This is a genomic window from Pseudochelatococcus sp. B33 (assembly GCF_053570585.1).
This window is the reverse complement of sequence record NZ_JBSEFH010000010.1, coordinates 78,779-92,011: the sequence shown is the minus strand read 5'-3', so window position 1 is coordinate 92,011 and position 13,233 is coordinate 78,779. Positions and strand designations below refer to the sequence as shown.

The 13,233-nt window shown below is 66.7% G+C and carries 13 protein-coding genes; all 13 read right to left on the bottom strand.

Annotated elements, in window-relative coordinates; all coding sequences use genetic code 11:
- Window positions 1-34 precede the first annotated feature (34 nt).
- The 13 genes from ACUSIJ_RS12790 to ACUSIJ_RS12730 all read right to left on the bottom strand — a co-directional run bounded on the left by ACUSIJ_RS12790 (window position 35) and on the right by ACUSIJ_RS12730 (window position 13,229).
- The gene (locus tag ACUSIJ_RS12790) at window positions 35-508 is read right to left on the bottom strand and encodes a tripartite tricarboxylate transporter TctB family protein (protein ID WP_449308788.1); all 474 of its coding nucleotides are present in this window, start codon (window positions 506-508) and stop codon (window positions 35-37) included.
- An 11-nt stretch (window positions 509-519) separates the two neighbouring features.
- Window positions 520-1,461 (bottom strand): Bug family tripartite tricarboxylate transporter substrate binding protein, encoded by a 942-nt coding sequence (locus ACUSIJ_RS12785; RefSeq protein ID WP_449308787.1) that lies wholly within the window; start codon window positions 1,459-1,461, stop codon window positions 520-522.
- A gap of 405 nt (window positions 1,462-1,866) precedes the next feature.
- Window positions 1,867-2,610 carry a GntR family transcriptional regulator gene (locus tag ACUSIJ_RS12780; protein ID WP_449308786.1) on the bottom strand — a complete coding sequence of 248 codons (744 nt, stop codon included), beginning with the start codon at window positions 2,608-2,610 and terminating at the stop codon, window positions 1,867-1,869.
- A 376-nt stretch (window positions 2,611-2,986) separates the two neighbouring features.
- Complete coding sequence (locus tag ACUSIJ_RS12775; RefSeq protein ID WP_449308785.1) at window positions 2,987-3,712, bottom strand: ribonuclease activity regulator RraA; 726 nt, start codon at window positions 3,710-3,712, stop codon at window positions 2,987-2,989.
- 60 nt (window positions 3,713-3,772) lie between these two features.
- The gene (araD, locus tag ACUSIJ_RS12770; protein ID WP_449308784.1) at window positions 3,773-5,506 is read right to left on the bottom strand and encodes an L-arabinonate dehydratase; all 1,734 of its coding nucleotides are present in this window, start codon (window positions 5,504-5,506) and stop codon (window positions 3,773-3,775) included.
- The gene (locus ACUSIJ_RS12765) at window positions 5,503-6,417 is read right to left on the bottom strand and encodes an aldose 1-epimerase (RefSeq protein WP_449308783.1); all 915 of its coding nucleotides are present in this window, start codon (window positions 6,415-6,417) and stop codon (window positions 5,503-5,505) included. The genes araD and ACUSIJ_RS12765 overlap by 4 nt, the downstream gene beginning before the upstream one ends.
- Complete coding sequence (locus ACUSIJ_RS12760; RefSeq protein WP_449308782.1) at window positions 6,414-7,208, bottom strand: NAD-dependent epimerase/dehydratase family protein; 795 nt, start codon at window positions 7,206-7,208, stop codon at window positions 6,414-6,416. Before ACUSIJ_RS12760 ends, ACUSIJ_RS12765 begins: the two co-directional genes overlap by 4 nt.
- Window position 7,209: 1 nt before the next feature.
- Window positions 7,210-8,100, bottom strand: a complete 891-nt coding sequence (locus ACUSIJ_RS12755) for an SMP-30/gluconolactonase/LRE family protein (protein WP_449308781.1) — start codon at window positions 8,098-8,100, stop codon at window positions 7,210-7,212.
- Between the two features lie 28 nt (window positions 8,101-8,128).
- On the bottom strand, window positions 8,129-8,971 hold the full coding sequence (locus ACUSIJ_RS12750) for an ABC transporter permease (RefSeq protein WP_449308780.1): 843 nt from the start codon (window positions 8,969-8,971) through the stop codon (window positions 8,129-8,131).
- Between the two features lie 3 nt (window positions 8,972-8,974).
- A complete protein-coding gene (locus ACUSIJ_RS12745; protein ID WP_449308779.1) occupies window positions 8,975-9,895 on the bottom strand; it encodes an ABC transporter permease in 921 nt (306 codons plus the stop codon).
- A gap of 3 nt (window positions 9,896-9,898) precedes the next feature.
- Window positions 9,899-10,972 (bottom strand): ABC transporter ATP-binding protein, encoded by a 1,074-nt coding sequence (locus ACUSIJ_RS12740; RefSeq protein WP_449308778.1) that lies wholly within the window; start codon window positions 10,970-10,972, stop codon window positions 9,899-9,901.
- 86 nt (window positions 10,973-11,058) lie between these two features.
- Window positions 11,059-12,252 carry an extracellular solute-binding protein gene (locus ACUSIJ_RS12735; protein ID WP_449308777.1) on the bottom strand — a complete coding sequence of 398 codons (1,194 nt, stop codon included), beginning with the start codon at window positions 12,250-12,252 and terminating at the stop codon, window positions 11,059-11,061.
- Between the two features lie 65 nt (window positions 12,253-12,317).
- Entirely contained in the window at window positions 12,318-13,229 is a 912-nt protein-coding gene (locus ACUSIJ_RS12730) for a dihydrodipicolinate synthase family protein (protein ID WP_449308776.1), read from the bottom strand.
- Window positions 13,230-13,233 lie beyond the last annotated feature (4 nt).

The window sequence follows — 13,233 nt, the reverse complement described above, 5'->3', positions numbered from 1 at the left end:
GGCTGCTTTCCGGATTGCTGTCTTCCTGCCGCGATCAATAGCCGAAAATGCCCGCGGGCAGCGGCACCGCCAGCAGCCGGGCAAAGACGAAATCGATCGACACGGATAACGCAAGCGAATAGACCGCGATGCGCAGCCAACTCAGTTCGGAAAGGATGCGCATCAGCAGCGCGCTGAAGACGAAGCCGGTCGCGATCTGGCCGAGCCACGGCAGGACAAGGACGTAGCCGAACAGCAGGGCAACCAGAATGAACAGGCGGCGGCGGTTCACGCCCGAGGGAAAGTCGATGGGTTCGGCCTCGCCCATCTGCAGGCCCTCCCAAAGCGTGGCGAAGCTGGCTCCCGCCATGATCACGCCGACGACAATCGGGAAGACCCCTGCGCCGGGCCGATCCAACCGCCCGAGGGGCAGTTGGAAGGACGCGGCCAGATAACCGGCGGAGAAGACGAGCCCGATGATTCCGAAAGCGATGTAGGCATGGCGCTTCTGGTGGGTGGTGGTCGTCATCCCGGATCGCCTCACTGCTTGCCGATATAGTCGATCAGATCAGCGAAATCCTTCTGATAGGCCGACAGCTCTTCTCGCACTTCTTCCGGCTGCTTCGGATCGAGAACGAAGCCCTGCGTTTTCAGGAATTCGAGAAATGCCGGGCTTCCGACCACCTGCTGGGCGGCGTCGACGAGCTTCGTCTTCACGTCTTCCGGCAGGCCCTTGGGCGCGATGACGTAGTTGCCGGTGCTGAGCGTGACCTCATGTCCCGCATCGATAACGGATTCGGCATCCGGGAAATACTCGAGATTCCCCTTCTGGAAATGCGCCAATACTTTCAGATTACCGGCCTGGAGCTGTCCGACGACGGCCGCGCCGTAGCCGATATAGCCTTCCACGCGCTTGCCGAGCAATGCCACCACGGCTTCACCGCTGCCCCCGGTGAAGGGCACGCTGGCGATCTTGACGCCGCTGTTCCTGTTGAGCTGCTGGATAATCAGGTCCGGCAGCGTTCCGACGCCGGAGTTCGACAGACGGATCTTGCCGGGGTTGGCCTTCACGTCGGCGATGAAGTCGGCAAAGGTATTCCACGGCGCATCGGCGCGGACGGCGAGAATGGCCGGCAGATCGTCGAGCTTGACGATCGGCTGGTAGTCGTCCGGCGTCTTCCAGGCCAGCCCGTCGTTGATGAGCGGCTGGTAGGCGAGCGCGGAATTGGTCGCAATACCAATCGTATAGCCGTCGGGCGGCGAGGTGACGATCTGCCCTATGCCGATCGCCCCGGAGCCGCCGGGCTTGTTGATCACGTTGATGTTGACGTCCAGTACCTTTTCGAGCTCCGCGGAAAAGAAGCGGGAGATCGGGTCCGTCCCGCCGCCGGGGTTGAACGGTACGATGAAGGTAATGTCGCGCTGCGGATACCCCTGCGCCTGCGCGCCGGATTGCGCCGCAACAGCCGTTATCAGAGCCAATGCGACTGCCGCCGAACATTGTATCAGTTGCCGCACCAAAGACATGGTGATTTCCTCCCTGTTATTCTTGAAATCCGTTCATCCCGCCGGATCGAACAAGCGATGTCCGGCGACGGCTGACACCCCCGGCCATACCGTGCGCAGCCAGTCCGTCCTGTTGGGCGGCGGATCATTATATCAAATTGTATTGAATTATATATAACACCTGCGTGCTGTCAACAACGCATTTCTTATCCATAAAAGGCCCGTCGGGCGCCCCCTGGCAGGGCGCCGCTCCGTCATGATCGTGAGCTGGGGCTCGCCAACCGCGGGACAGGCGCACGCACCATCGCGCCCGCGCGATCGCCGGTATGGATGAAACGCCGGGGAAACGGCCGGATCCGGATGCCTTCGGACGGCGGCGCGTCAGAACGCCTCGACTTCCGGCAGCTCGAGGGAAGGTTTCGACTGCGCGGCGCGGCGGCCATACGCCTCGTTCTGCATGAGATCCAGCATGTCGAGCTTCGCGCCTTCGCAGTGCCGCTCGGTGAGGCTCGTCAGGCGCGCCTCGTCCTGCGCCTGCAACGCGGCCAGGATCTCGCCATGCTCTTTCATCATCTGATCGAGCCTGCCGGCGCTGAAGCCATAGGTCTCGCGCAGCGAGCTGAGCAGGCTGGCGTAGCGGTTGTACATGCTGAACGCCTCGTCGTTGTCGGCGTGGCGATAGATCAGATCGTGGAACTGGTGATTGAGGGCGAACAATTGGGCCGTCTCGCCCTTGCGGACAGCCTCCACCATCTGGTGGTGGGTCGCCGCGATCTGCGCCATGGCGCGGTTGCTCAAATTCGGAATGGCGAGCCGCACCAGCAGTGCCTCGAGCGCACCCCGCAGATCATAGATGTTGCGGACACGGGTCGCATCGAGCGGCAGCACGGCCGCGCCCTTGTGGGGCGCGATCTCGATCAGCCCCTCCCCCTCCAGCGCCTGCAACGCTTCCCGTATCGGCATCTGGCTGACGCCGAACCGCTGCACCAGGGACGCCGTCGTCAGCCGTGCGCCAGCGGGGAGCTTGCCGGAGAGGATCTCGGCGCGCAGACGATCCCGCAATACCGCGTAGGTCGGAACGCCCGGTTCAATCTCCAGCTTGGCGGTCTCCAGCTTGGCGGTCATCGGATCTCCAAATGAGCATGCTCGATCGGCTGCAACTCATAACGGGATAACAAATACCAAAATGCGTCCGCAAGAGAAAACGCCGGCTGCACGCGGCGGCCGGCGAGATATCCCCTCCCGCCGATGTGTCCCGTCCCGCCCGGACGCGCTCGCCCTTCGCGCCCGGAACCAGCGGCGCGAATCCGGCGGGCGGACGTCCGACGTTCCCTTTCCGGCCTTTTTCGTGAGAGAAGGCCATTCTTCCGGTCAATTTGTATAAAATTTAATCATAAATAATATTGTATTTAATTATTATATCTAATAATGCGCCATGTCAATGAACCAATCCGCTGCATCTCGCACCGGGAAAGCCGATGCGGAATACTGTCGCAGTGCTTCAGCGGCCCGTCTTCCGGCGCCATTCGGCATACTCCGCAAGCGCCCGTTCCGTGGTGGGCGGATAGAGGCCGATGACCGCGGCTCCCGCCTGCACCCGTTGCGTCACGAAATCCTCGAACGTTTCCATATCCGTACATTCCTCCGCGATCTCTTCCGCCAGATGGGCCGGGATCACGATGACGCCGTCGCCGTCGCCCACCACGACGTCACCGGGGAAGACCGGCGCATCGCCGCAGGAGATGGGCACGTTGATGTCGAGCGCCTCGTGCAGCGTGAGGTTCGTGGGGGCCGAGGGACGCCGGTGGTAGGCCGGCATGTCCAGCCGGCCGATGCCCTCCGCGTCCCGGAACCCGCCGTCCGAAACCACCCCGGCACAGCCGCGCACGGCAAGCCGCGTCACGAGGATCGAGCCCGCGGAGGCGGCTCTCGCGTCCTTGCGGCTGTCCATCACCAGCACCGAGCCCGGCGGGCAGGTCTCGACGGCGACCCGTTGCGGATGGTCGGGATCGCGGAAGATCTCGATCGGGTTGCGGTCTTCCCGCGCGGGAATGTAGCGCAGGGTGAAGGCCTGCCCCACCATGTTGATTCCCTTCCAGTGCACGGGAGACACGCCCTGGATGAACTGGCCGCGCAGCCCCCGCTTGTAGAGCGCGGTGGCGATCGACGCCGTGGAGACCTTCGCCAGCCTGGCACGCGTATCGTCGGAAAGGATGTAATCGGTCATCTGCTTCTCTTTTCGGTTAAGGACGGCGCCGGCGGCGTGTTCCCGCCGGTTGCGCTCCCGTCAGTAGATTGCCGGCTCCTCCACCGGCCGGCCGAAGTCGGTGTGCAGGAAGTCGAAATCGCAGCCCTTGTCGGCCTGTTCGATGTGTTTGGAGAACATGTAGCCGTAGCCGCGCTCGTAGCGGGGTTTCGGCGTGACCCATGCCGCGCGGCGGCGGGCGAGTTCGTCGTCGCTCACCAGCATGTCGAGCCGGCGCGCGGGGATGTCGAGTTCGATCATGTCGCCGGTGCGCAGCAGCGCCAGCGGGCCGCCGACGAATGATTCCGGCGCGACATGCAGGACGCAGGCGCCGAACGAGGTGCCCGACATGCGCGCGTCCGAAATGCGCACCATGTCCCTGAGTCCGAGCTTGAGCAGCGCCTTGGGGATCGGGATCATGCCCCATTCGGGCATGCCCGGCCCGCCCTGCGGCCCGGCGTTGCGCAGTACGAGCACCGTATCCGGGGTCATGGGATAATCCGGGTCGTCGATGATGGTCTTCAGTTCCGGATAGCTGTCCGCGACCAGCGCCGGGCCGCGGTGGCGATGGAATTTCGGATCGCAGGCCGCCGGCTTGATGACCGCCCCGTCCGGGCAGAGGTTGCCCTTGAGCACGGCGAGCGACCCTTCGTGATAGACCGGATCGGTGAGCGGGCGGATGACGTCCTCGTTCCAGATCTTCGCTCCGTCGAGACCATCGGTCAGCGGCTTGCCGGTGACGGTGATGGCGGAGGGATCGAGCTTGCCGGCGAGCTGCTTCATCAGCGCGCGCAAGCCCCCGGCGTAGTAGAAATCCTCCATCAGATAGGTCGTGCCCGAGGGGCGGATGTTGGCGATGACCGGCGTGGTGCGGCCGATCCGGTCGAGATCGTCGAGTTCCAGCGGCACGCCGGCGCGGCGCGCCATGGCGATCAGGTGGATGATGGCGTTGGTCGAGCAGCCCGTGGCCATGGCGACCGTCACCGCGTTGGTGACCGCGGCGGGCGTGATGATCCTGTCGGGCGTCAGGTCTTCCCAGACCATCTCGACGATGCGCCGCCCGCACTGGGTAGACATGCGCTGGTGGTTGGCGTCGGCGGCGGGAATGGACGAGGCGCCGGGCAGGGTAAGCCCCATCGCCTCGGCAATCGCCGTCATGGTGCTCGCCGTTCCCATGGTCATGCAATGGCCGTAGCTGCGGGCGATGCCGCCCTCGATGCCCTGCCATTCCTCCTTGGTGATCGTGCCGGCGCGGCGCTCGTTCCAATACTTGAACCCGTCGGTGCCGGAGCCGAGGTACTGGCCGGCGTAGTTGCCGCGCAGCATCGGCCCCGCCGGCAGGAAGATGAACGGCAGGCCCATGGTCGTCGCGCCCATGACGAGGCCGGGGGTCGTCTTGTCGCAGCCGCCCATCAGCACCGCGCCGTCGATGGGGTGGGAGCGCAGCAGTTCCTCCGTCTCCATCGCCAGCATGTTGCGGTAGAGCATGGTCGTCGGCTTGACGAAATTCTCCGACAGCGACAGCGCCGGCAACTCCATCGGAAAGCCGCCCGCCTGCAGGATGCCGCGCTTGACCCATTCCACGCGGTCCTTGAAGTGCATGTGGCAGGGCTGGGCATCGGACCAGGTGTTGATGACCGCGATGATGGGCCTGCCCTCCCAGTCGACCGGGTCGTAGCCCATCTGCATCGTGCGGGAGCGGTGGCCGAAGCTGCGCTGGTCGTCCGGAACCATCCACCGCGCCGAGCGCAGCTCCTCATATGTCTTGCGGGTCATTCCTGCACCTCGTTCGGGTTCGGCTCGGCGGCGAGCGCGACGGCAGCAAGCGTCGTGGCGCCAGTCAGCGTCTCGCCCGGCTGGAGAACGTCCATGGCGCCCTCCGGCCCCAGCTCCGGACGGTTGACCGCGTCCGGAAAGTGACTCACGGGTTCGGCGCAGAAGACGGGGCGGTCATCGGGCACGAAGACATGCAGATGCCGGAACGCGCCCTCGGCTGCGAGCCTCAACCCCGTCCAGTGTTCCGGCCATGCGATGAAGGCCGTGCGTGGCCACCAGCCGGCAAGGCAGTTGTCGAAGCGGGCGAGCTGCCCCAGCCGGGCGGGCGCGGCCGGCGTGAAGTGGGGAACCGCCGCGAGTGGCGCGACCGGCAGCCCGCGCGCATCCCGACCATGGACGCCGGCGGCGTCAAGGGACAGCGTGGCCCGTGCCGTTTTCGCGAACCACGGGTGCAGGCCGATGCCGAAGGGCATGGCCTCGCTCCCGTCGTTGCGGACGGCGAGATGGATGCGGATCGTCCCCGGCGACAGCCGGATCTCCTGCGCCGCGCGGTAGCGATAGGGGTTGCCGTCATCGGCGAAGTCCTGCTGCAGGTGGACTTCGTCCGGGGTCTGCAGTGTCACCTCCCACGGCCGATCCCTGGAGAATCCGTGGATCGCCATGTCCTCTTCCGGGAGGTTGATGGGCAGCCGGAAGCGCTGTCCCCTGAAGGCGAAGCGGCCCCGGTTGATGCGATTGGCGAAAGGCGCCATCACGAAGCAGCCGGCCCTTAAACCGGCGGCATCGGCGAGCGGTGCGAGCAGCGGCACGGACGGGCGGCCGGGCGTCGTCCAGTCGGCCGACAGGATGGCCGCGCCGTGGCGGGGAGCGATCCGCAGCCGGTAGCCGTGCTTGTCCAGCGTGAGCGTCATGCGTCGCCCCGATCGCCGCGCGTATAGCCGTCAGCCGCGAAGACGCCGCCCTGGAAGCGCCGGGCGACCGCATCGCCCGGCTCCGGCAGCGGAGCGAAGCGGCTGGCATCGTCCTGCGGCGTGTAGCCGATACGCGCCGCATCGTCCCCGGCCCACCACGAATCGGCATTGGCCGACACGCCCCAGACCACCGCGTGGCCCGTCTGCGGTGCCTCGATGGCCGCCACGACCAGCCGCTCGAAATCGTCGTGGGAGAGCCAGGTCGACAGGTGACGCGCCTCGGTCGGCGCGGCGAGGCAGGATCCGATCCGCACATGCACGCTTTCGAGACCGTGCTTGTCGTACATCATCCGGCCGAGCAGCTCGCCGTACGCCTTGGACAGTCCGTAGTAACCGTCCGGGCGCATCGGCGCGCGCGCATCGAGCCGCTGCCCGCGCGGATAAAAGCCGATCGCGTGGTTGGAACTCGCGAAGACGACGCGCTGCCCGCCCTGGCGCGCGGCCTCGAACACATGGGTGAGGCCGATGATATTGGCGTCGACGATCGGCCGGAAAGCGTCCTCGACGCTGATCCCTCCCAGATGCACGATCACGTCCGTCCCCGCCGCCAGCGCCTCGACGGCCACCCGTTCAGTGAGATCGGCCGCGACGAAGGCCGCGCGCTGCGGCAACGGATCGGGAAAGGGCTTGATGTCCGACAGGCGCAGCCGGTAGCCCGCCGCCGACAGGCGGTGCGCGAGAAGGCGGCCCAGCGTGCCCGAGGCGCCTGTCAGGAGAACGTGTTTCGCCATCTCAAACTCCCTTCATCCGGGCGACCGGCGTGCCGGCAACGGGCGCATCGGCCAGGAAGACGCCGCCGGACAGAGGCGTCTCGGCAAGCTTCCCGGCGTCGATCTGGCGGTGCGAGGTGACGGCGAGCTGGCGCAAGCCCTCGCCGCAGAAGCAGGGCATGGTCGGCGCCGGCACCGGCACGCGGTGGCTCTCGCGCAGCCGGCCGTCCGGCGCGAAACGATTGAGCACGCCCGCCGACACGCCGGCGCTCCAGTAGTCGCCATCGACGTCGGTCGCGCCACCGTCGGGACGTCCCGTCGCCTCGTCGAGATCGCGAAACCGCGTGCGGCCGCTCGCCCTGCCCGTCGCGGGATCGAAATCGTAGCGATTGATCCAGGGGCCATCCGAGGAAGAACCGCGCGAGTCGGAGTGATACATGACGCGCCCGTCGGCGGACCACGCCAGCCCGTTGGACACCGCGAACCCTTCCGCCGCCACCGTGGCGGAACCCGCCGCGTCGATCCGGTAGAGCCGGCTGATCGGCTCGCGCGCCGCACGCGTGTCCACGCCGCCGATCCAGAACGCCCCGTCGGGTCCCACCTTGCCGTCGTTGAGCCGCGAGGTGGCGGGCTCGTCATAGCCGTTCCACAGGCTGCGGCGACGGCCGGTCTCCGGGTCGAACACCACGACCTCGCGCGCCAGTGCGACGACGAGATCGCCGCTCTCGCCAAGCCCCAGCGCGACGACCTCCGCCTCGAACGGCCAGCGGCGGCGCACGCCCTGCGCAAGATCGATCTCGATCACCTCGCGGCCGGGGATATCGCAGACGAAAAGCATCTCCCGCCGCTCGTCCCAGACCGGACTTTCGAGCAGGCCTCCGCGCAGATCGGCGATGCAGCGGAACGGTCCCATCACGTGGCCTCCTCATTGACCGTCGGCATCAGTGAGCCGACGCCTGCCGGCTGCGAGCGACGATCTGTGTCGGATTGACGAAGCGCAGGGCGATCAGCAGCCAGACCAGGGACGTCACCATGTAGATCACCGCCATGGCGTCGATCGAGTGGACCGAACGCACGCCGGCCGCGAATACCGAGTAGTAGAGCGCCACGACGAGGGTCTGGCTGGTCGGGCCGGCGGTCAGGAAGGTCAGTTCGAACATGGCGATGGTGCGCACGAGCACGAGCAGCATCGCAGCCAGAATACCCGGCAGCAGCATCGGCAGCAGCACATGGCGGAAGAGCTGGAACGTGCCCGCGCCGAAGACGCGCGCCGCCGCCTCCACCTTCGGGTCGATCTGCTCGATGAAGGGGATCATGACCAGGATGACGAACGGCACGGTCGGCACGAGGTTGGCCAGCACGACGCCCCAGAAGGTGCCGCCGACGCCCGCCTTGTAGAGCACGGTGGCGAGCGGAATGCCGAAGGTGATCGGCGGCACGAGCAGCGGCAGCAGGAAGATCAGCAGAACGATCTTCTTGCCCGGAAAGTCGCGTCGCGCCATGGCATAGGCCGCCGTGACGCCGAGGAGCCCCGAGAAGAGCACCACCGCGAACACGACCTGGAAGGTGACGAGCAGCACGTGGTCGAGCTGGAACTCCGCCCAGGCGGCGGCATACCAGCGGGTCGTGAGGCCGTCGGGCAGCCATGTGCCGAGCCAGCGCGTGCCGAAGGAGGACACCACCACCGCGACGATGACGGCGATGACGTTGAGGACGAAGAACCCCGTCACCGCCCACACGGCGGTGATCCAGAGCTTCGAGAATGCGGAAGTGTCGCGGATCATGTTTCAGCCTTTCCCGCCCGCCGTGGAGCCGCGATAGAACAGGGACCGGACGCCGAGCAGCGCGGCGACGACGGCAAGCTGCACCACCGCCATGATCATCGCGATGGCCGAGGCCATGGGGTCGTCGTATTGCTCGAATGCCGCCTGGGCCGCCGCGATCGAGATGACGCGCGTCGGGCCGGAGGGCGCGCCGAGCAGCACGGCCGAGGGGAAAACGGCGAAGGCCTGCACGAAGGTGAGACAGGACGCGACCACGAGGCCGGGCACCAGCAGCGGCAGCATCACGTAGCGGAAGCGCTGCCAGCTGCTCGCGCCGTGCGTCGCCGCCGCCCGCTCCAGCGCCGGGTCGATGCCGGTGACATAGGAGAGCGTCAACAGGAAGGTGAACGGAAACACCGTGATCACCAGCGACGCGAACACGCCCCAGTAATTGTTGGTGAGCCGCAGCGGCGCCTCGATGAGCCCGATCGTGACGAGTGTCCGGTTGAACCAGCCCTGCGGCCCCAGGTAGTTGAGCAGCCCCTCCGCCACCAGCACCGTGCCGAGCGTGATCGGCAGGACGAGAATGGTGGTCAGAATCCGCTGCCGCTCCATCAGCCGCACGCGCATGGCGACCGGTACCGCGAAGAGCACACTGAGCACCGTGACCGGCACGGCGAGCCAGAGCGTCGCACCGATCGTCCTGTAGAGATAGGGATCGGAAAAGAACTTGCGGTAGTTCGCCAACGCATCCTCGCTCTCCAGAGGATTGAAGGACAGAACGAGCCCGTACAGAAACGGATAGACGAAGACGCCCAGAACGAAGAGGAGTGCGGGCAGCATCAGCAGCGTCACGCCGTCGATCCCGCGGTTGGCGAGGCGCTGGCGCAGCCCGGGCGCGAGCGCCGGCCGCTGTCGCTCCGTCACGGTCATCGCATTGGCCATGGCTCACTGCTCCCCCTTGAAGACGAGGGCCCGGCCGGCGTCGATCCCGAGCGCCACCCGGCTGTTGGGCCGGGTGTTGTGCAGCCCGTGGAAGATGAGTTCCAAGCCCCCATCGGCCCGTGCGGTGCCGACATACTCGCGGCCGCGATACTCGATGGTCTCGACGGTTGCGGGGATGGCGTTGGGTCCCGATGAACTCTCCACGACATCGTCGCCGCGCGCGGCGAGAACCGCGGTGTCGCCCGGTGCCAGCGCATCCATCGCCCGGCCGGTGAGCTCGCCGCCGGGGACGGCGACGGTCGCCGATCCGTTCTCGATGCGCACGACCTTGCCCGCGACGCGGTTACGGAAGCCGAGGAACTCGGCGACATCGAGATAACGCGGGCTCTCGTAGAGCTCGCGCGGCTTCCCCACCTGCCGGATCGATCCGTCGCGCAGGACGACGATCCGGTCGGCGAGCGACAGCGCCTCGTCCTGGTCGTGGGTGACGTAGATGGTGGTCGCGCCGAGCTGGTTGTGGATGCGCCGGATTTCGGCGCGCATTTCCAGGCGCAGCTTGGCGTCGAGGTTGGACAGCGGCTCGTCCATCAGCACCAGCGGCGGCTCGATGACGATGGCGCGGGCAATGGCCACGCGCTGCTGCTGGCCGCCCGAAAGCTGGCCCGGCAACTTGTCGCCCTGCCCCGTCAGGCGCACGAGCGCCAGCGCCTCGTTCGCGCGCCGTTCGATCTCGGCGCGCGGCAGGCCGCGCATCCTCAGCCCGAAGCCGACGTTCTGGCGCACGGTCATATGCGGAAACAGGGCATAGTTCTGGAACACCATCCCGAAGCCGCGATCCTCGGGCTTGAGCTGGTCGATGCGCTTGTCGTCGAGATAGATGCCGCCGCCGGTGGTATTCAGCAACCCGGCGATGCAGTTGAGCGCCGTGGACTTGCCGCAGCCGGACGGGCCGAGAAGGGCGACGAACTCACCCTTGCCGATGGCGAGGCTGATCTCGTGCAGGGCGTTGAAATTGCCGAAGGAACGGCTCATGCGTTCCAGCCGCAGTTCATTGAAGGTCGTGGACATGAGCGGCATGCCGACATCCCGTTTTGAGAGCGTGAAACTGGGCGCTGCCGCTGCGGGCGATATCCCGCCCGCAGAGCATGACGTGAGGGGTGCGGTCACGAGCCCGCGACCGTTTCATCCCAACGGCGGAAGGCGGTGACGAGGGCGTTCGGTTCGAGCGGCAGCTCGATCGGATTGTTGGCGATCCAGTCCTCGTATTCGGGCCGGCCGAACTCGGCGATGATGTCCTGGCTTTCCTTGGGCGCCATGTCGAGCGTCACGTTCTTGACCGCAGGACCCGGATAGAAATAGCCGGCATCGTAGGAATAGGCCTGCTGCTCGGGCTGGAGCGCGAAGTTGATGAACGCCAGCAGAACCGCGATCTTCTCCTCCGGCACCCCCTTGGGAATGGCGAAGTAATGCGCGTCAGCCACCCAGTGGAAGCCGTCGAGCTTGCCGACCGCCGCATCCTTCGGCACGACGCCGAGCGCGCGCGGATTGATGTCCCAGCCGGTCGTCGTGACCGTCATGTCCCGCGTGCCCTCGCCGAATTCCTTCATCAGCGCGCCGGTGCCGGCGGGATAGTATTCGATGTATTGATGCAGTTCCTTGAGATAGTCCCAGGTCTTGCTCCAGCCGTTCGCCGGGTCCTTGGGGTCGGAATCGCCCAGCAGATACGGCAGACCCATCAGGAACGTGCGTCCGGGCCCGGAATTGGCCGGGCGGGCATAGAGGAACCTGTTCGGATTTTCCTTCGCCCATGCCAGCAGCTCCTCCGCGGTGGTCGGGACTTTCGCCACGCGCGCCGGGCTGTATTGCAGCAGCGGGCCGGAGGGATAGTAGGATACGATCACGCCCTTGCCTCCGGAGAGGCCCTGCATGCGCCAAGCGGGTTCGAGCAGGATCTGCTCCAGATCGGGCAGCCCGTTCTCCGGCAGGCCGACGATGTCGACCCACAGGTCGTCCGCCAGCCCCGCCGAAAGGGCATCGGTGCCGCTGATGATGAGATCGATATCGACCCGGTTGGCGCGCTGCTGGGCCTTGATCTTGCCGGGCAGTTCCGGCGCGGGCGCCTTGTTGAAGGTGAAGCGCGAGACCAGGTTGCGGTTCTCGGCGGCGAAGTTGTCGAAGATCGGCTGCGTGAGCGCCAGATTGCCCGCGACGTCGATGACGTTGAGAGCGACGGGCGCGGACGGCAGCTTCGCCGCCTGCGCCAGGGCCCCGCGCGCCGGCATGAGGCCGGCAAGCCCCGCGCCGGCGGCAAGACCGGCGCCCGCGAGCAGATGGCGGCGTGAAAGTTCGTATGTCATGATGTTACCTCCCTGTACCGTTGCTTGAACCGGCCACTTCTTTCCCTGACGGCCGGGATTTCCTGTCAGGCGTCTTCGTCGCCCTCCCATTGTGCGAGAATGGTGGCGAGCGCCTGCCGGTCGGCCTCCTCCAGCGCGGGCAGACCGGGCAGGCGCACGGGTCCCACGGCATGGCCGCGCAGTTGCAGCGCCTCCTTGACCACGGTGACGTTGGCGCCGTTGCGATATTTCGTGCGCATGCTCTCGAAGGCGGCGATGCTGTCGACGAGGTAGCGCGCGCGGGCGAAGTCGCCCGCCTCCAGCGCCCGCCAGACGGCGAGCGAGCGCTCGGGCGCGACGTTGACGAGACCCGACGTGAAGCCCCTGCCACCGAGCGCATAGAACGGCAGCGCCCAGCTTTCCGCGAGCCCGCAGATCCAGGTCGCCCCGGTTCCCCGGGTGGCGCGGACGCAATCGGCGAAGAGCATCGTGTTGGTGGACGCGAACTTGACACCCGCGATGCGCGGATGCATCGCCAGCCGCACCATGTCGTCGAGCGGGATGAGATCGGAGCGGACATAGGCCACCACCGGCATCTCGACCGCCTCGGCGATGGCGATGAAGTAGTCGACCTGCGCATGGGGGGCGGCGAAGGGATCGAGCGGATGGTGCACCATCACGCCATCGGCGCCTTCGGCCCGGGCGGCGCGCGCCACAGTGACCGCTTCCCGCACCGAACGGCCGGCGGCGGCCGTCACCGCGGCGCGCCCGTCGACGGCGGCGACAGCGATCGCCTGCAGGCTGATCACCTCGTCGGCCGTCAGGCTGAAGAACTCGCCGGTGTTGCCGCCGGAGACGATGTTGTGCACGCCGGCCGCGGCGATATCCGCCACGATGCGGCCCGTCAGCGCCGGATCGATCCCGCCGCCGTCGTCATAGGCGGTCACATGCACCCCCGAGATACCGTGCAGCACCCGGCGATATGCCTCGAAATCCATCGTG

Excerpts from the sequence above, each read along its gene's own strand:
- ACUSIJ_RS12730 (WP_449308776.1), bottom strand. The coding sequence starts at position 13,229 with ATGGATTTCGAGGCATATCGCCGGGTGCTGCACGGTATCTCGGGGGTG.
- araD (WP_449308784.1), bottom strand. The coding sequence starts at position 5,506 with ATGACCCGCAAGACATATGAGGAGCTGCGCTCGGCGCGGTGGATGGTT.
- ACUSIJ_RS12790 (WP_449308788.1), bottom strand. The coding sequence starts at position 508 with ATGACGACCACCACCCACCAGAAGCGCCATGCCTACATCGCTTTCGGA.
- ACUSIJ_RS12755 (WP_449308781.1), bottom strand. The coding sequence starts at position 8,100 with ATGGGACCGTTCCGCTGCATCGCCGATCTGCGCGGAGGCCTGCTCGAA.
- ACUSIJ_RS12775 (WP_449308785.1), bottom strand. The coding sequence starts at position 3,712 with ATGACCGATTACATCCTTTCCGACGATACGCGTGCCAGGCTGGCGAAG.
- ACUSIJ_RS12760 (WP_449308782.1), bottom strand. The coding sequence starts at position 7,208 with ATGGCGAAACACGTTCTCCTGACAGGCGCCTCGGGCACGCTGGGCCGC.
- ACUSIJ_RS12780 (WP_449308786.1), bottom strand. The coding sequence starts at position 2,610 with ATGACCGCCAAGCTGGAGACCGCCAAGCTGGAGATTGAACCGGGCGTT.
- ACUSIJ_RS12750 (WP_449308780.1), bottom strand. The coding sequence starts at position 8,971 with ATGATCCGCGACACTTCCGCATTCTCGAAGCTCTGGATCACCGCCGTG.
- ACUSIJ_RS12740 (WP_449308778.1), bottom strand. The coding sequence starts at position 10,972 with ATGCCGCTCATGTCCACGACCTTCAATGAACTGCGGCTGGAACGCATG.
- ACUSIJ_RS12745 (WP_449308779.1), bottom strand. The coding sequence starts at position 9,895 with ATGGCCAATGCGATGACCGTGACGGAGCGACAGCGGCCGGCGCTCGCG.
- ACUSIJ_RS12735 (WP_449308777.1), bottom strand. The coding sequence starts at position 12,252 with ATGACATACGAACTTTCACGCCGCCATCTGCTCGCGGGCGCCGGTCTT.
- ACUSIJ_RS12765 (WP_449308783.1), bottom strand. The coding sequence starts at position 6,417 with ATGACGCTCACGCTGGACAAGCACGGCTACCGGCTGCGGATCGCTCCC.